The following is an 18,226-nucleotide window of genomic DNA, read 5'->3' on the forward strand; positions in this document are numbered from 1 at the left end:
CGTCAAGCGTTATTTTCAAAGGCTTTTCCGAGTGTCGAATTGTTGCTCAGTGCTTAACGAAGTAAGCCGCTGTGCCCCGTCGACAGGAAGCGCATTATAGGGGCCAAAAAGGAAAGCGCAACCCCAAAATCATCAAACCTCACCAAGCGCGCATTTATTAACCAGCGATACTCAATTCGATGTCTTTCATGCCACATTGGAGCAGCTTATTGCTGTGATAAAATCCATTCAGCGGCTTGCCGAAGATCATCAACCACGACATCGGCTCCCTCGATGCGCTCCAGCGGTTTACCGCTTCGAACCAAAACACAGGCGCGGACATCCGCCCGGCGGCCAGCTGCCATATCACTATTCTTGTCGCCAATCATAAAAGAACGAGCCAGATCCAGCTCATAGGCTTTTGCCGCCGCCGCCAACATACCCGGCTCCGGTTTGCGGCAATCACAATCACGAACATATGGCGCGTTGCCTTTATCTGGGTGATGAGGGCAATAGTAGACTGCCGTTAATGGAGCACCAGCGGTACTGAATTGCTCCTTCATCCATTGAGTCAAATGCGCAAACTGGGCTTCATCATAATAACCCCGAGCAATACCGGATTGATTGGTCACGACCACCAGAGCATATCCCGCATCATGCAATTGGCGGCATGCGTCCAGAACACCGGGAAGAAACTCGAACTGATCGATCTGGTGCACATAGCCATGGTCCACATTGATCACTCCATCCCGGTCTAAGAACACCGTTTTACGCATGCTTATTATCCTGTTTTTATCTTTATCACTAATGCTTTGCTCATTATCGTCATTTAGAATACCAGCACAAGGCAATGACAGCCGGTTACCCCATTCACCAAGCTGAATTTGACTTGCCACTGAGGCGGCTGTCCGGGCTTTCTGCTACACTGCGCCGCAGTTTTACATTCCCAAGAACGGCTATGACTTTCTCTTCACTTTCTCTCCATCCCGCGTTGCTAAAAGCCCTGGCGGATCTTAATTATCAGGCCCCTACTCCGATTCAGGCTCAAGCCATTCCAGAGATCCTGGCAGGCAAGGACCTGATGGCCGGCGCCCAGACCGGCACCGGCAAGACCGCAGCTTTTACACTCCCTTTGCTGCACCAACTGCTCAATCAGGCACATCAAGGCCCCAGCTTACGCACCTTAGTCTTAGTGCCCACTCGAGAACTGGCTCAACAGGTATACCGCAATGTCTGTCACTACGCCCGCCACACTCCACTAACTGCCGTTGCCGTCTATGGCGGCACTAGCTTGCGTCCACAGATGGAAGCCTTGCAGGGCGGCGTCGACCTGCTGGTCGCCACACCGGGCCGGTTACTGGACCTGCTCTCCAAGCAAGCATTGTCCTTATCTCAGGTACAACACCTGGTGTTTGATGAAGCAGACCGCATTCTGGATCTGGGCTTTAAAGAGGAGATCACTCAGATTCTGGCTCAGCTTCCCAAACAGCGACAGACTCTGCTGTTCTCAGCCACCTTTGATGACAGTATCTTCAAGATGAGCCATCGCTGGCTTACTGATCCGGTTCATGTCGAAGTCGATAGTCGCAATAGCGCCGCCGTCAGCATTGACCAGCACGTCTATGTGGTGGACGCGGACCGCAAACGAGAACTGGTGTCTTACCTCATCGGCAGTAAAAACTGGCATCAGGTGCTGTTATTCACCAAAACCCGCCAAGGTGCAGATGCTTTGGCTAAAGAGATGGTTAAGGACGGCATCAGCGCCGACGCCATCCATGGCGATAAGTCTCAAGGCGCTCGCGACCGGGCATTAGAAGGGTTTAAACAAGGGACTGTGCGAGCATTGGTTGCTACCGATGTCGCCGCCCGCGGCATCGACATAACGTCATTAGCCTACGTCATCAACGTGGATCTGCCTTTTATTGCCGAAGATTATGTGCATCGCATCGGCCGCTGTGGCCGAGCTGGCGCCACAGGCCTGGCCATCTCCCTGCTGAGCCCGGGAGAAGAGTACCTGCTGGAAGAGATCGAGGCAGTCCTGGATCAACGACTGCCGCAGCAATGGCTACCTGGGTTCGAGCCTGATTTCAGCAAGCCGGTAGAAGACCATCGCAAAAACAGCCGCACTGCCCAGCGTCGCCGCGTCAAGAAGCGCGCTCAAGGCGGCCGAACGGGGAACCGTCGCCGTTAAAAAGATAAAAAAAAGCCCGCTGAATCAGCGGGCAAAAACACTACTGGAGGGATGATCAGTCCTGCGTTTGAGCAGTCTGAGGGGAAGCCGACTCCGACGTCTCAGTGTTCTCCTTGGCTACAGGAGCCACCGTCCGCCATAAAGCACTCACCCACAAACCTTGATACGAACTCATCTCTCTTCTCCAAACGTGCTCTCATACGGGAGGAGAATTTACCTGCCGCGGCTAAATGAGTAAAATGAATAAATACCATAAATTGAATTCCATTTAGGCATGAACACATCCATCAAAGCACTGCACTGTTTCCTGATCCTGGTGAAATGCGGTAATTACACTCGGGCGGCCCAGGAGTTGTATCTGACCCAGCCAACCCTCAGCAAACTCATCCAACGGCTGGAAGAAAGCCTCGGCACACCGCTGTTATTGAGGAACAATCAAGGCATTCGCCTGACCCAGGCCGGCCAGCGCCTGCAACAATCAGCCACCGCCATCATTGGTCAATGGCATCGATTACAGGAAGATCTCAACAGCCTCGACAGCTTGAAGTCCGGCACGTTGCGCCTGGGCATCTGCCCGATGATGAGCAGCCTGGTGATCGAACTGCTGTCGCAGTTCCGGCAACGTTATCCGGGCATTGAACTGACCATGTCCGAACATGGCGGTTTTGGCTGTGAGCAGGCGCTGTTATCCGACAGTCTGGACATCGCTTTCACCGCGCTGCCGGTAACCCATGCTGAACAGCTTTGCAGCCAACCCTTGACTCAATACCCTCTGTGGGCCTGCCTGCCCAAGCGCCACCCTCTGGCACAAAAGACCACCCTGCAATGGCGGGATTTTCAAGATCAACCGTTTGTGCTGTATAACGAGGACTTCTCTCTGGCCCAATTGATTACCAGCCTAAGCCAGAAGGCGGGCATCAATCTGAACGTGGCCTTTCGTAGCGGCCAGTGGGACTTTCTCGCCACTATGGTGGAAAATAACATGGGCATCACCCTGCTTCCGGCCCCCATCTGCCATCGACTGCCGTCCAGTCAATTTGAGTTCCGGCCCATGGCTCCGGCGCTCAGCTGGGATCTGGCACTGATTTGGCGACAGTCTTTACCATTGACCCCTGCCGCTCAAGCTCTGCTTGCACTCACTAAAGAGCTGTCCTTCTCTGCCACCCCAAAAGACGGCGCCTGACTCAGTGTGTCAGCTGCAATAAAATTTTGGCTATCATTTGCCCCTGAGTGCCGCTAGCGGTCTTTCGCAGGCAGCTTTTTATCTGCTGGCGCACGGTGGTCACAGAGACACTTCGCTCAGTGGCAATGATATCGACGGTCCTGCCCACGCATAAGCCGCTGCAAATTTCAGCCTCGGCCAGAGTCAAGCCAAACAGTTGCGCAATCCAGTCAGGCTGTGGCTTCGAACTCGAGGCACAAGGCTCGAAACTGACCAACACCCCGCAGTTTTCTTGCAGCCCCCACACGCCAGTGCTGGACCAGGTCCAGGGCTTAACCGTCAGCCAGACAACCTTGCCGTTATAGCTCAACAGACTGCGCTTAGGTGTGGTTTGCCGCTTACCATCCACAAAGGCTACCGCTTCATGCAACAGGCGGTTGAAGGTCAACTGGTGATCGGTATTACGAAACCACAACTGCCCTTCCAGTCCCCGGAACAACCCGGAACGCTGTAAAAATTCGCCAGCGCCGGAGTTCTGATAGTGAATCGCCCCTTTTGCCGAACACAAAAATGACGGCGATGACTGTGAATCAAACACCGCGGTCATCTGATCGCACCGCGTCAGCAACGATTGCCGACGTTCGGCCATGTTCATCGCCTGCTCTATATGAGGCACATAATGGTTGGAAGCACGAATGTGCGCATCACTGTAATGGCTCTGGCCCTGGCTACGCATGAAGCCAAGTTCAGTGATCAATTGATTATCATGATGAATCAGGCAGCCGATGGAATGGCGAATGCCCCGAGGCCGCGCAAAGTCGCAGTAAATTTCTGACTGTAAAAACTGCTGGTCATCGTACACCTGATGACTGGGATGGAATCGGTTGTCCTTGTGAGGTAACAACGCCTGACTCCAGACATCCACCTGATAGAAATGATTTTGATAATCTTCGAAATGATTACCCTGAAACCCGTATTCAAAAAAGCCCAATGGCTGACTGTCCAGCGTATGTCTGGACATCAGGAAACAGTGACTCGAGTCGCTATGGCGGGCGATACGTCGTAGAACTTCCTGCCACAAGCGTGGCTCTTCGACAGCATGATAGATAAGTCTGATCAATTCCGTTTGCATTGAGTAGTTCAAACGATCTAGTTCATCTGTATGATTTTTATACCAGATGGTAGATGACAGTGAAAGAGTACAGAACTAAATTCAATCCATGGTTCAAAGGAAACGCCCACCATACCTTGAACGGCCCTTAGGGAAGCCACCGTGCTTCCTTTTTTTTCATTTTGCTTTTTCCCGTGACTTACCCCATCAGTAGCAGTACCCTATAAAAAAAGGATATTGTATACAAAATAAGTTATGGACACTCTTTCAGCCACCACCGTCAACCGAGCCCTCCCCTATTCGAGCCTGATTCCGGCGCTGCAGCAGGCATTTTGTCAAGCCATCACCGCGCCCATGCGCCATCATCACGACATGGACAACCCCGGACACCGGGAAACTACCCTGCTGCTGATGCCGGCCTGGCAGGCTGGAGATAAGGTCGGCGTCAAACTGGTTACCGTCGCGCCGGATCACAGCCCCGCCATTCAGGGGATCTATCTGCTGATGGATCTTGCCAGCGGCAGACCGGAACTGATGATGGATGCGCCAGCCCTGACCGCCCGCCGCACCGCCGCAGCCTCGGCGCTGGCCGCCAGCTTTCTGGCTCCCACTCAGGCCCGCACGCTATTAATGGTTGGCACCGGAACCTTATCCAAGCAGTTGATACAGGCCCACTGCGCCGTACGTCCCATCGAACGAGTGCTGATCTGGGGCCGGGATTTCAACAAAGCGCAATGCCTAGCGCAGTCACTGCCACAGATTCACTGTCAGCCCATCCGCCATCTGGAAACCGGCTGCCGGGAGGCCGACGTCATCTCGGTGGCCACCCTGGCCCGCACCCCGTTAATTGATGGGCACTGGTTAAGGCCAGGGCAACATCTGGACCTGGTGGGCGCCTACCGACCGGACATGAGAGAGGCTAACGACGAAGCCGTGCGCCGCTGCCAACTCTTTGTCGATACTCGCCAGGGGGCATTGAAGGAAACCGGCGAGCTGGTAATCCCCCTGCAGCAAGGACTGATTTCAGACTCCGACATTGTGGCCGACCTGTTCGACCTATGCCGGAAAACGCACCCCGGCCGAACCGATGAACACCAACTCACCCTGTTCAAATCCGTCGGCCATGCTTTAGAAGATCTGGCTGCCGCCAAATTGGTAGCCAGCTATTGGAGACAACACCATGATCAATGAGGCTCATAACATGGTTCACCTGCACCGACGTCAGCAGTTAATGGCGAGCATTGGCCCCACTGGCGCCATCGTTTTGGTGGCCTACCCGGAGCGACCACGATCCAAGAACATCAACTATCGCTTTGTGCAGGATAAGGATTTTTTCTACCTGACCGGTTTCGAAGAGCCCGATGCCGTAGCCCTGCTTCGACCCGAGCACCCATTGCCTTTCATTCTGTTCAGCCGCCCCAAGGATCCCTACCAGGAGACCAGCTACGGTGCCCGAGCCGGTATTGAAGGCTGCATCAACCAGTACGGAGCCGACGCCGCCTACAGCCTAGATGAGCTGGCACAGCGGTTGCCTGAGTTGCTGGAGGAGAGAACCGACATTCTCGTCAGCGATGAACTGGATCAATACAGTGACTCGCTGTGGAAATGGTGTAACCAGCAGCGACGTAACGCCCGCTTTGATGAGGTCAAACACTGCCGCAGCCTACGGCCACTGGCCGGTGTACTTCACCCGATGCGGGTCATCAAAGATGGCCATGAAATCCAGAAACTGCGCACTGCCATCAATGCCAGCTGCTCGGCCCATCGCCAGGTGATCGCTCATTTGAGGCCGGGAATCAATGAAGCCGAATTGTCGGCCCAGTTTAATCTGGAGCTGGCTCGACATGGCTGCGTCAGTGATCCTTATCCCAACATCGTAGCCGGAGGCGAACGCGCCATGTGTCTGCACTACGATCATAATAATCATCGCCTGGAGGCCGGCTCCCTGCTGCTCATCGATGCCGGCGGAGAGTTTGGCCATTACAGCGCCGACATCACCCGAACCTACCCGGTGTCCGGCCACTTTAGTGACGCCCAACGCACCTTATACCAGCTGGTGCTCAGCGCCATTGACGCTGCCATTGCCCAGGCCTGCCCCGGGGCAACCTGGAACACGCTCTACGACACCGCCATGACCGTGCTCACCCGTGGCCTGATTGAACTGGGCATACTCAGCGGCTCAGAAGAACATGCCCTGACGCAGGAAACCCACAAAGCCTATACGGTGCACAAAACCGGCCACTGGCTTGGCCTGGACGTGCATGATGTCGGCCCCTATCGCGACCCTCAGGGGCAGTGGCGACAACTGGAGCCCGGCATGGTGCTCACCATCGAACCCGGACTCTATTTTTCCAGTCAGGATTTAAGCGTAGAGGCCAAATGGCGTGGCATCGCCATCCGCATCGAGGATGACATCCTGATCACTGCAACCGGATGCGAAGTCCTGTCCGCCAATGCCCCGCGCACCATCGATGAGATTGAAACCCTGATGGCCTGAGCCCTGGGCCCGACCCTAAAGTCGGGCCTTAAGTCGCTCTTAAGACTATTCCAAAAAACCAGTGCATTGAATCGAATTTCCCTACCCAAATTTCGCCGATTGTGTCAACCATGTAAATGAGAATGGTTATCAGCCCCCATTCCAGTGATCCCAGTCACAACTCCTCTTCAATGCTCGCGAGGCCAATACCTTTAAAAATCATTCTCATTTACATTCCTTTGCAGATTTCAGGCGCCCATGCCTATGTGTTGACCGACAGGAGATCGGAATGTTCGTTGCTAAAACCCCACTCTTTTTTGCCATTGCCTCAGCCTTGGGCACCCTGCCTGCCCTGGCCGAGAGCGCAGAGCCGGTGGATGAAAACATGGTGGTTACCGGGGTGACTTTCGATAACTACAAAGCCGACACGGCCAAGGGCGCCATGCGCGCTGATGTGTCGCTGCTTGAGACTCCGCAGTCGGTTACCGTGATTCCAGAGATCATCGTCGACGAACAACTGGCCACCACCCTGGGCGAAGTGCTGATCAACGATGCCAGTGTGACCGCCGGCTCTAAAAAGTGGAACCGTGAGGTCTTCAGCCTGCGAGGCTTCGAGCTGGACTCAGGCAGCGGTTATCTGCGAAATGGCCAGCAAGCCTGGTCTCACTATGTGCACCCCATAGAGACGCTGGAGCGCATCGAAGTGCTCAAGGGGCCTTCCTCCATGCTTTACGGCCAATCGGCTCCCGGAGGCCTAATCAACATGGTCACCAAGAAACCCACCGTCGAGCCGATGTACGAATTTGGCTTCGATGTGGACGAGTATGGATCCACCCGGTTTCAAGCCGATGCCGGCGGCGCTCTCAATGAAGCTCAAACACTGAGATACCGGGCAACACTGGTGAAACAGGACGCCGAATACTGGCGCGAATATCAGGATGGCAGCAGTCAGGAACGCGACCGCTTCCTCGGCGCATTAGCGCTGGAGTACGATCTATCGGACTGGGGCATGCTGTCGGTTCATTACGACCTGACTAAAGACAAGACCGGCATCGACCGCGGCGCCTGGCTGGATGACGACGGCAGTGTTATCGGTGACGACAGCACCATCTGGGATATGCCCTGGGCCTTCACCGACAACGAAGTCGAAAACTATGGCCTGGATTTGGATCTGTACCTGAGTATGAACTGGACCGCCACTCTGGGGTTCAATCATCAGATGTTCTCCCGCCAGCGACTGGACTCCTCTCCCAGCTACGATTCGTACATGCGCCTTCGAGACCAGGGCTATGACGACGGTCGCTATGAATACACCGCCTTCGATCGCTACGACGACTGGCAGTACAAAACCTATTACGCCGATTTCAACGGCACCGTAACCGCACTGGGAGCCGAGCATCAACTGCTGATTGGTGCCAATATGCTCGACTACTACTATGGCCAACTGCGAGACAAGGGCGACACCGAAACCTACATTCCCGGTCAATCATTGCCGCCACGCCCGGATCTGGACTACAACAATGACAGCACCAAATCTGAATCGGAATACAAGTACTACGGCTTCTATCTTCAAGACCTGATTACCCTCAATGAAAACTGGCAATTGTTGTTAGGCGGCCGTTACGACATTCAGCGCAAAGAGGGCAGCGGCAACGACAGCGAATCGTTCGTTCCTAAAGTGAGTGCCATCTACCACCCAGCAGAAAACGGTACCATCTACCTAAGCTACTCGGAGAGCTTCCAAACGCAGGGCGAAGTGTCCGACCCCAGAGACGCCAACGACGGCATGAACCTGGATCCGGAAACCGGTGAGTCATGGGAACTGGGCACCAAGTGGGAGCTCGCTGACGGACGCCTGCTGCTGGACGGCGCCCTGTTTGACATCACCAAAACCAATGTCACCACCACCGAAACTCTGGAAGGCAATCCGGAGTTCGACACTCGAACCACTCAAGGCGGTAAGCAGCAACATCGCGGCGCCGAATTCTCTGCGCAGGGGCAGCTGTCACAGCAGTGGTTTGTAATGACTTCGGTGATGTATCTGGATGCCCAGTACAAGAACATCACCACAGAAGACGGCGTCGATCTATCAGGCAACACGCCAGTGGATGCGCCCGAGTGGTCGGCGTCGGCCTGGACCCGATACAAGCTGAATGACCAATGGGCCTTTAATCTGGGTGCCTTCTACGAGGGCGAACGCTTTGCCACCCTCGACAACAGCATCACCAAGGATGCCTACGTTCGCATCGATGCCGGGGCCTCGTACAAGCTGACCGTCAAAGACGTAGAGATGAACCTGCGCCTCAACGTTGAAAACCTGTTTGATGAAAACTACATCGCCGGCGGCACCAACACCGATGCCACCATCGGCGATGGTCGGAACTTCCGCTTGTCGGCCCAGTTCGCCTTTTAACCCTACCCCAGCGACTCAGCAGGCCCCGGAAACGGTGGCCTGCTTTTGTGCCATAGAAAGGAGCCCCCATGCTGGCCAAGCTTCATCGATATCTCGCCGCACTGCTGGCCCTGCCGCTACTGCTGGTGATTCTCTCCGGGCTGTTACTGGCGTTGGTGCCACTGCTCACGCCACCTGCCACATATCCGGTCACACCACAGCAGATGCAAAATACTGTGGAACGCCTGCAACAGGATGGCCCCCTGAGGTTTGCCGTCGCCTTGCCGGACCATAACCTCGTCATGGTCAGCTATCAGGGTCAGAAAAGCCGCCAGTTCCGGGATCTGACCACCGGTGAACCCACACAGCGTCCCTGGCAGTTCCAGCTTTTGGGCTTTGCCAAGGGGCTGCACAAACACCTGCTTATCGACGCTGGCTGGTTAGTGGAAGCCAGCACCTGGGCGATGTTAGCGCTCACTCTCAGCGGACTGTTTTTGAGCCGCCCCAAATGGTCCAACAGTGCCATGGGATGGCACAACAGCCTGGGCTGGTACAGCGCCCCCTTGATGTTAGTCGTCGTCATTACCGGCCTGCTAATGCTGTATCAGGGCCATGGCCCCAAAGGCGAGTCGCCTCAGGTCAACCCGGATAAACTTAGCCTGGCGGAAGCATTCGCCCGGCTGGAAACGCAACCGATAGACAGTATGCGCATGGTTAGAGACGCCGCCGACGGTTACACCCTGGCCTGGCAGGACCCGCAGGGCACGCGCTGGCAATGGCATCCGGACAGCGAATCACAGCCCAGTCAACAACCTACCCGCTGGGTACGGGTGCTGCATGATGGCAGCTTTGGTGGCCGACCCGCCTCACTGCTGTACGCCCTGCTGTCGCTGGCGGCACTGACAATGCTGATTAGCGGCTTCTACAACTGGCTGCGTCGCTGGCGGATGGCCAGACCGGGACCAACGGCCCACGGTCCCAACCACCTGGTGGCCTTTGCCAGTCAGACAGGCACCACCGCAGAACTGGCTCGCCATACCGCAGAGGCCATGACAGCCCGCGGCCTCAATGTACAACTGGCCTCACTGGCCAACCTGAGGCCAGTGGATCTTAAAGGTCGGCAGTCGGTACGGTTGATGGTGGCCACCAGTGGCGATGGTGACATGCCGGTGCAGGGGCAGGCTTTTCTAAAAGCCCTGTCGGGAGTTAATCTCAGCGAGGTTGCCTACTCTTTGCTGGGGCTCGGTGACAGCCGTTATCCGCAGTTTTGCCAAGCCGCCAAATCGATAAACCAATCCCTTCAGCAATGCGGCGCCCACCTGGTACAGCCCATGCAGTTGGCCGATGGCGACCCGTCGGAAAGTTGGGGTAAGTGGATGGGAGAGAGCCACAGCGCACCGATGCCGACGGCTCAGACACACCCATTGACACTCATCCGCAAACAGCGGCTGGATAAGCAGTTGGGCGATACCCGAGAAACCTGGCTACTGCAGTTCTCAGTACCGCCGTCCGTCTCCTATCAATGCGGCGATCTACTTAAACTGCGTCCACCCGGCTGTAGTCAGGAGCGAGCCTACTCCATCGCTTCGGCGCCCGAACAAGGACCGCTCTCTCTGTGCGTCACCCTGCATCAGTGGCAGCAGGACTCTGAAACCCACTATGGCACCATGTCCTATGAGTTGTGTCGCCAACTGGATGTCGGCCAACAGATTCAGGGGCGTATTAGCGACAATCCCGGCTTTCATCTGCCCCGCGAGGACACTCCGGTGATCATGGTGGCCACCGGCTGTGGCATTGCGCCCTTTCTCGGTTTCCTGCAACAGCGCCCCCAGGGAGACAACTGGCTGCTGTTTGGCAATCGTCATCAAAACGGTGATTTCTTATGCCAGGAGCAGATAGAGCAGAGCCTCACCCGTGGCGAACTCGACCGCCTGGATCTGGCATTCTCTCGGGATCAGGGTAACAAGGTTTACATTCAGGACCGGCTCCTCAGCGAAGGAGAGACCCTGTTGCACTGGCTTGAAGAGAAACACGCCGTGATCTACGTCTGTGGCCACCTGGCGCTTAGCGGCGGGGTCGACGCCACCCTGATCCAGCTGTATCAGGGCCAGGGCTTGTCCCAACGCCAGGCACAAACCAAGTTGTCACAACTGAAAGCCCAGGGGCGCTATCGGCAAGACGTGTTCTGAATCAGCCGGCGCCGATAAACTGCACCGACTCGGCCAATGTTGCCCGCACTGTGCGGGTAGCATTGGCCTGGGCCTCGGCAACCTCGTAACCAAAGGCGACGCCGAGCAAGATGCCCAACTCCGGATCCGGCGTAGCCCCCCTCACCGAGCGACGCTGCCGAACCAGAGCATCAAAGTCCGTCCCCCATCGCCTCCCGTGGCACCCCTACCCAGGCTTCACCGATGACGGTCTGAGTACCAGACTGAGTCACCACCACTAACTTGCAGCGAGCTTGCCACTCTTCTCCCACCTGAGACAACTCCACCACCTCGCCGCGACAACTGACGACGTCGTAAAGGTGGGTCATGGCGGTAAACCGGGCTTTGAAGCGTCGAAGCTGCGCCTGAGGCTGCCAATTGGTCAGCATTCTGCCCAGGTAGGCCATGGACAGCATGCCGTGGGCAAAAACATCGGCCTGCCCCGCTTGTTGAGCGAAATCACTGTCGATATGGATGGGGTTGTGATCGCCACTGGCGCCAGCATACAGCGCCAATGTGCTTCGGCGGATGGCGGGCAGGGTCAATTCTGGCAACGCGGTGCCCACCGCGATGGAATCTGGCATGACGCTCTCCTTACTCATTGCAGTACACCAGGGTGACCTTGGCTCGGGCCACCGTTTCTCCGGCCCGATCCAGATAATGGTTTTGCAGCTCCACCAACTCCAGTCGGCCCCCTTTGCGGGCAACAATGTTCTCAATTTGAGAATGCACTTCGATGCTATCGCCACTGTATACCGGCTTCTGGTAGTCAAACTCCTGGCCACCATGCAGCACTTTAGCGATGTCCATATCCAGCAGGGTCAACACTGGCCACGCCTGCGGCGACTCCAGGTCCAGTGAAAACAGGAAAGTCGGTGGCATCATGATGCCGGGCAAGCCCGCCTCGCGGGCCACCTGCAGATCGAAATACAGAGGGTTGGTTTCACCGATGGTGCGGCTGAAAAATGCCAGTCTTCCCGCTTCCAGAGACACCCGAAAAGGGGCGAAGCGGTGTCCTATATGAGTGCTATCGAGCATCCATTGCTCCTTTTTTTGCCTAAACTTTACATAGTGCTGAACTTTAAACAAAAATCAAATGACCAATTTGCGCACCTAAGCCGCCATATTGCGCATCGATTTTCCTCAGCCCGCTCAAATAGGCAAGCAATGCCTTAGCGAATCACGTAAAATATCGCCCTTTCTAAACAGCAAAGAGCATTTCTACCATGGCAATTAACTGGTTCCCAGGCCACATGCATAAGGCGAGAAAAGAGATCGCCGAACTGATGCCACAGATTGACCTGATCATCGAAGTGCTGGATGCTCGAATTCCCTTCAGCAGTGAAAACCCCTTGGTTCCCAAACTGCGAGGCGATACTCCCTGCATTAAGATCCTCAACAAAAGTGACCTGGCAGATCCTGAGCTGACGCTGAAATGGCAGGCGTATCTGGAGCAGGAGAATGGCGTAAAAACCATCGCCCTGACCCAGAAAAACAAGGCTCAGGTTCGCAGCCTGTTAGACCTGTGCAAAACCACGGTACCGAAAACCCCGCTCCGAACCCTGATTCTGGGGATTCCCAATGTGGGCAAATCCACCCTGATCAACACATTGGCCGGACGTACCATTGCCAAAACCGGTAACGAGCCCGCGGTGACCAAGGCACAGCAGCGCATTCGATTGCCGGAGCACATCGTGCTGCACGACACCCCCGGGTTTCTGTGGCCAAAACTCAGCCCGGCGGCGTGTGGCTTCCGCCTGGCCACCACCGGTGCCATCAAGGACACCGTGGTCGAGTACGAAGAGGTTGCCCTGTTTGCCGCCGACTACCTGCGCAAAGCCTACCCGGAGCAACTGTGCCAGCGTTACAACCTGGACGAACTGCCCCATGACGACATTGCCGTTCTCGATGCCATCGCAGCCAAACGCGGTTGCATGCGCCGCGGCGGCGTGGCCGACCTGCATAAAGTCTCGGAGATCCTGCTGCACGAACTGCGGGCCGGCTCTCTGGGTCCCCTGACCCTGGAAACCCCGGAGATGGTGGAAAAAGAACAGGCGGAAGAACTGATTCGGGCCGAGCAGGAAGCGATTGAAAAAGAGAAAAAAGAGGAACTCAGGCAAGCCAAGAAGCGCAAACGCCGCAAATAGTACCGGTGCCGAAAGGAATATAACAAAACCCGCACAGTGCGGGTTTTGTCTTTCTACCGGCCATTTAGGACAGCGGCTGCTCCATTTCGTACACGACTTCGGTCGCCAACTCCATCCGCGCCAGAATGGCCACTCTGGCATCCTCCAGGCCCTGGTTATAAAACCTTGCGCCAAGCGCCTTTATCATCAGATCCAGTAAGAACTCGGCTTCAAACTGTCCCAGCTCCAGATCCAACTCGTCAGTCAGATAATCCTGCAACTGGGCCAGTACCGGCGCGCGCTCTTCAGAGGAAAGGGAAAGCGGTTTCATCGAACACCTTCAACACATCGAAAACACCCACTCTACCATCGGCGCATTGCCAAAATCACTCCGGTTGCACATAACTGATGGCGGCGATCATCGCCCCTTGCGGATCCTTGAGCCAACAGAAACGGCCAATGTTGGGAATGTCCTCAGGGCCATACACCAGCTCCCCCCCCAACTTAGCCACATTGGCCGCCACCTCATCCACATCGCTGACCGTCACGTATCCGGTCCAGGCCGTGGGCATCTGTACATCTGCGGCGGCCATGATGCCGCCTATTCCCTGCCCATCAACCTCAATCACATGATAAGTGCCTTGTCCCATCTCCATCGCCTTAAATTGCCAGCCAAACAACTGACCGTAGAAACGAACCGCGTCACCGGGGTCACTGGTGGTCAACTCATGCCAACTGACGGCACCGTGAGTCTCAAATGCGGAACCCATACTGCTCTCCTTTCTGTGATGAATATCGGCTAAAGTGTAGCCAGTCGACATTGAAATGACTGAATATCCAGCTGAGGCACCCAATTCTGCTCAGGAGTTAATCAAACGAACCCATTCCCCCTTTACAGGCTCAACAGGATTTTCTATGATTCGCGCCGTTGGAGAGATGGCTGAGTGGTTGAAAGCACCGGTCTTGAAAACCGGCAAGGGTTTATAGCCCTTCTAGGGTTCAAATCCCTATCTCTCCGCCATATAAAGAAAAGCCCGCCTAGTGCGGGCTTTTTGCTGTTCTGGATTCGAAGAAAGTGAGATAGGTTCGAGGTGCTTAGGAATTCTGACGACCAAGCCCGATACAGCGGTCAGATCCAACCGCTACCCTCATTAACCTCAAACACCCTTCCGTCGTGCCCGCGCACGCGGGTACCCAGTGGCTTTACTGTACTACGCCCAAAGACTCTGGGCCCTCGCGTTCGCAAGGGCGACCGTGCGAGTTGGGTGGGCTTGCAGTAAACCGGCCGTAAACGCGGTATCGGCAGACCTCGGTGCTGGTCGTTACCACACCACCCTCAAACACCCTTCCGTCGTGCCCGCGCACGCGGGTACCCAGTGGCTTTTGTTGCACCCAACCAAAACCGAAGACTCTGGGCCCTCGCGTTCGCAAGGGCGACACGTTTGGAGTGCAGTGCTAGCTGGGGGCTCAGGTCGCCGCCAGGTTATGAGGCTTTCAGGCTGAAGGTTCGTGGGACATTTCGATTGCGACTGTGGTTTAACCCATCCCTCCGTCGTGCCCGCGCACGCGGGTACCCAGTGGCTTTACTGTACTACGCCCAAAGACTCTGGGCCCTCGCGTTCGCAATGAGCGACCGTGCGAGTTGGGTGGGCTTACAGTAAACCGGCCGGAAATACGGTATCGGCACAGCTCGGTGCAGTTAATTACCACACCAACCTCAAACACCCTTCCGTCGTGCCCGCGCACGCGGGTACCCAGTGGCTTTTGTTGCACCCAACCAAAACCGCAGACTCTGGGCCCTCGCGTTCGCAATGAGCGACCGTGCGATGAGAGATGATCAGTCGAAAACGAACAGCGATTTCGGTTTCAGCAGACCTCGGTGCTCATCGTTACCACACCAACCTCAAACACCCTTCCCGTCGTGCCCGCGCACGCGGGTACCCAGTGACTTTTGTTGCTCCCAACCAGAACCGAAGACACTGAGCCCTCGCGTTCGCAAGGGCGACCGTGCAAGTTGGGTGGGCTTACAGTAAACCGGCCGGAAATACGGTATCGGCACAGCTCGGTGCAGTTAATTACCACACCAACCTCAAACACCCTTCCGTCGTGCCCGCGCACGCGGGTACCCAGTGGCTTTGCTGCACTAAGCCCAAAGACTCTGGGCCCTGGCGTTCGCAATGAGCGACCGTGCTAACTGTTTTCATTCAGCTTTAAGCACTCCGCCCCTACGCAACTATGTGGACGAAAAACTCTGCAGCAGAAAGTCCAGAAACAGACGCATCCGTTTAGGCTGATAGCGGCGATCCATATAAACCACATTGAGGTTGGCACTGGACACCGACGTCGACGCACTGAAGTTCTTCATGTAGCCATCAAGCACCGTCACCAGTCGCCCGGCATTCAAGTCGGCTTGCACGTCAACGATGGATTTCAGCGCTATGCCCGCCCCCTCCAGTGCCCAGCGACGAATCACCTCGCCGTCATCAGAAAAACGTGTCGGCATCAGGGTAACCGCATCGCGCTGGCCTTGGTTCTGAAAATGCCAGGTCTTGAGCTCCTCTTGGCTACGCATCATCGCCAGGCAGTCGTGATGGGCAAGGTCCTGGGGAGTTTCAGGTATGCCCCTTTTGGCCAAATACTCGGGAGAGACGCACAGCACACGGCGACTGGGAGCAAGGCGCCGACAGATCAGGTTGCTGTCCGGCAATTCACCGTAGCGGATCACCACATCGATGCCGGACTCGGCAATGTTGGACAGATGGTCATTCAGATACAGGTACGGCACCACCCCCGGATACTGTTGGCAAAATTCTGATATCAGCGGCAGGATGTATTGCTTGCCAACATCTTTAGGAGCGGCGACTTTAAGCGCACCGCTGACCTCTGTGTGGCTATTTTGCAGCAGCGCTTCGGTTTCCCGGACATTGTCCAGAATCTCGACACAAGCCTGGTGATACAACCGGCCGGACTCGGTCAAAGACAGGTGCCGGGTGCTTCGATTCAGCAGCTTGACGCCATAGTGTTTTTCAAGCCCCTGCAACCTGGCGGTTACCGATGCCGGTGATAGCCCCAGCTCCCGTCCTGCCGCCGCCAGCCCCTGGTGTTTAACAATGCTGACAAACAGCGCCATGTCTGAGAATTTTTCCATTTCGCCGATAATTCACAAATACCAAATACTGGATTCATATCTTACCCAATTATCAATCAAGACCAAACAAATATACTGAGCGACCTGGGCCTCTGCAGAGCGCCGTCGCCCACCACAGCGTCTGAGTTCTGGATTGCCAGTACAGGACGCTCAAACCATCGAATTCTTGCCACTCCACTCAGGTAACACCATGAATAAATCAGCCATGCCGTTTCAGGTCTGGATCCTCACACTGGCCGCCTTTGCCATCGGCACCGCCGAGTTTGTCATCGCCGGCATCCTGCCTCAGATCGCCACATCGCTCTCGATCAGTGAGGGACAAGCGGGTCACCTCATCACCGCCTATGCATTGGCCATCGTCATCGGTGGTCCCTTGCTAACGCTCTACCTCGCTCGTTTTAACAAAAAGGCGGTATTGGCCGGATTACTGGTGCTGTTCATCGCCGGCAATCTGCTGTCGGCCATGGCACCCAGTTACCCTTTACTGCTTGTCAGTCGAGTGATCGCCGGCCTGGCTCAGGGGCCATTTTTCGGTATCGGTTCGGTCGTCGCCGCTGGCCTGGTCGCAGACAGCATGGCCGGCCGCGCCGTTGGCCAGATGTTTGCCGGACTGACGCTGGCCAATGTACTGGGGGTGCCCGGGGGCACCTGGCTGGGCCTCCAATACGGCTGGCACACGACCTTTATCGCAGTCTCTACGTTCGGCTTTATTGCCCTGATTTTCATTGTGATGACCATCAAATCCAATGACCATACCGACGCCAAGCCCATCCAAACTCAGTTGAAAGCCTTTAAAAACCCGATGTTGCTGTCGAGCCTGGTCATCACCGTCTTTGCATGGTCTGGCTTTATGACCTTGTATGGTTACCTGGCCCCGGTGGCAATCCATACCACTGGCTTTAGTGAGCAGGCCGTTACCTGGCTTCTGGTCAGCGTCGGTTTCGGCCTGATCATCGGCAACACCCTGGGCAGCCACTCGTCGGATAACAATTTGCAGCGCGCTTCATTGCTGTGGTCGGTGGCGATGATCGCCTCACTGCTGCTGGTAGGGCGCTCCCTTGGCAATCAGCCGCTGTTTATCGCATCGACCTTTGTGTTCGGCATCGCCGCCTTTGCCAATGTACCGGCCATGCAACTTAGGGTCATGAATCACGGCGGTGAAGGCCAGGAGCTCGCCGCCACAGCCAACATTTCAGCATTCAACCTGGCCAATGCCTTTGGCGGCTTCCTCGGAGGAACGGTACTGGATGGCCCATTAGGGGCCGATGGTATCCCCTATATCGCCACCCTGCTGCCACTGCTGGGCGTGATGCTTATCTGGAGAATGAACCAGCGTGAACGACCACAGTCTGTCCTCGATGCTCCGCTGTGCCGCTGAGTGGTGATGCAAAAATCGCCGCCTGTGGTGTTAATCCCGCTCCGGTTCACCTATCT

General features: G+C 55.9%; 15 protein-coding genes and 1 tRNA gene. 9 read left to right on the forward strand and 7 right to left on the reverse strand.

Features of this window, described 5'->3' with window-relative positions:
- Positions 1-206: 206 nt before the first annotated feature.
- Positions 207-875, reverse strand: coding sequence for a D-glycero-beta-D-manno-heptose 1,7-bisphosphate 7-phosphatase (gmhB, locus tag H598_RS0113495; protein ID WP_342663235.1), 669 nt, complete (start codon positions 873-875; stop codon positions 207-209).
- Between the two features lie 62 nt (positions 876-937).
- Between gmhB and H598_RS0113500 the strand changes: the two genes are divergently transcribed.
- The gene (locus tag H598_RS0113500; protein WP_028113474.1) at positions 938-2,170 is read left to right on the forward strand and encodes a DEAD/DEAH box helicase; all 1,233 of its coding nucleotides are present in this window, start codon (positions 938-940) and stop codon (positions 2,168-2,170) included.
- A gap of 274 nt (positions 2,171-2,444) precedes the next feature.
- On the forward strand, positions 2,445-3,353 hold the full coding sequence (locus H598_RS0113505; protein ID WP_028113475.1) for a LysR family transcriptional regulator: 909 nt from the start codon (positions 2,445-2,447) through the stop codon (positions 3,351-3,353).
- Between the two features lies 1 nt (position 3,354).
- Here H598_RS0113505 and H598_RS0113510 read toward each other — a convergent pair whose 3' ends face one another.
- Entirely contained in the window at positions 3,355-4,353 is a 999-nt protein-coding gene (locus H598_RS0113510) for a helix-turn-helix transcriptional regulator (protein ID WP_028113476.1), read from the reverse strand.
- A 345-nt stretch (positions 4,354-4,698) separates the two neighbouring features.
- Here H598_RS0113510 and lhpI point away from each other — a divergent pair, with 345 nt between their 5' ends.
- The 4 genes from lhpI (at position 4,699) to H598_RS0113530 (ending at position 11,500) form a co-directional block, all read left to right on the forward strand.
- Positions 4,699-5,634, forward strand: a complete 936-nt coding sequence (gene lhpI / locus H598_RS0113515) for a bifunctional Delta(1)-pyrroline-2-carboxylate/Delta(1)-piperideine-2-carboxylate reductase (RefSeq protein WP_028113477.1) — start codon at positions 4,699-4,701, stop codon at positions 5,632-5,634.
- Positions 5,624-6,940, forward strand: a complete 1,317-nt coding sequence (locus H598_RS0113520) for an aminopeptidase P N-terminal domain-containing protein (protein ID WP_035415926.1) — start codon at positions 5,624-5,626, stop codon at positions 6,938-6,940. The genes lhpI and H598_RS0113520 overlap by 11 nt, the downstream gene beginning before the upstream one ends.
- A gap of 268 nt (positions 6,941-7,208) precedes the next feature.
- Complete coding sequence (locus tag H598_RS0113525; protein ID WP_028113479.1) at positions 7,209-9,332, forward strand: TonB-dependent siderophore receptor; 2,124 nt, start codon at positions 7,209-7,211, stop codon at positions 9,330-9,332.
- Positions 9,333-9,400: 68 nt separating this feature from the next.
- Entirely contained in the window at positions 9,401-11,500 is a 2,100-nt protein-coding gene (locus H598_RS0113530; RefSeq protein ID WP_028113480.1) for a PepSY domain-containing protein, read from the forward strand.
- A gap of 170 nt (positions 11,501-11,670) precedes the next feature.
- Here H598_RS0113530 and H598_RS0113540 read toward each other — a convergent pair whose 3' ends face one another.
- Positions 11,671-12,102, reverse strand: coding sequence for a MaoC/PaaZ C-terminal domain-containing protein (locus H598_RS0113540; RefSeq protein ID WP_035415929.1), 432 nt, complete (start codon positions 12,100-12,102; stop codon positions 11,671-11,673).
- A 10-nt stretch (positions 12,103-12,112) separates the two neighbouring features.
- Positions 12,113-12,556, reverse strand: a complete 444-nt coding sequence (locus H598_RS0113545) for a MaoC family dehydratase N-terminal domain-containing protein (RefSeq protein WP_028113482.1) — start codon at positions 12,554-12,556, stop codon at positions 12,113-12,115.
- Positions 12,557-12,744: 188 nt separating this feature from the next.
- On the opposite strand from H598_RS0113545, the gene ylqF reads away from it, so the two are divergent.
- Positions 12,745-13,665, forward strand: a complete 921-nt coding sequence (ylqF, locus tag H598_RS0113550; RefSeq protein WP_028113483.1) for a ribosome biogenesis GTPase YlqF — start codon at positions 12,745-12,747, stop codon at positions 13,663-13,665.
- Positions 13,666-13,729: 64 nt separating this feature from the next.
- On the opposite strand, the gene H598_RS0113555 is transcribed toward ylqF, so the two are convergent.
- Positions 13,730-13,975 (reverse strand): DUF2164 domain-containing protein, encoded by a 246-nt coding sequence (locus tag H598_RS0113555; RefSeq protein WP_028113484.1) that lies wholly within the window; start codon positions 13,973-13,975, stop codon positions 13,730-13,732.
- A gap of 55 nt (positions 13,976-14,030) precedes the next feature.
- Positions 14,031-14,414 (reverse strand): VOC family protein, encoded by a 384-nt coding sequence (locus H598_RS0113560; protein ID WP_028113485.1) that lies wholly within the window; start codon positions 14,412-14,414, stop codon positions 14,031-14,033.
- A 160-nt stretch (positions 14,415-14,574) separates the two neighbouring features.
- Here H598_RS0113560 and H598_RS0113565 point away from each other — a divergent pair.
- Positions 14,575-14,665 (forward strand) — tRNA-Ser (locus tag H598_RS0113565).
- 1,212 nt (positions 14,666-15,877) lie between these two features.
- On the opposite strand, the gene H598_RS0113570 is transcribed toward H598_RS0113565, so the two are convergent.
- Complete coding sequence (locus H598_RS0113570; RefSeq protein WP_028113486.1) at positions 15,878-16,792, reverse strand: LysR family transcriptional regulator; 915 nt, start codon at positions 16,790-16,792, stop codon at positions 15,878-15,880.
- A gap of 190 nt (positions 16,793-16,982) precedes the next feature.
- Between H598_RS0113570 and H598_RS0113575 the strand changes: the two genes are divergently transcribed.
- Positions 16,983-18,170 (forward strand): MFS transporter, encoded by a 1,188-nt coding sequence (locus H598_RS0113575; RefSeq protein WP_028113487.1) that lies wholly within the window; start codon positions 16,983-16,985, stop codon positions 18,168-18,170.
- Positions 18,171-18,226: the final 56 nt, after the last annotated feature.

This window comes from Ferrimonas kyonanensis DSM 18153 (assembly GCF_000425405.1).
GTDB classification, from domain to species: domain Bacteria; phylum Pseudomonadota; class Gammaproteobacteria; order Enterobacterales; family Shewanellaceae; genus Ferrimonas; species Ferrimonas kyonanensis.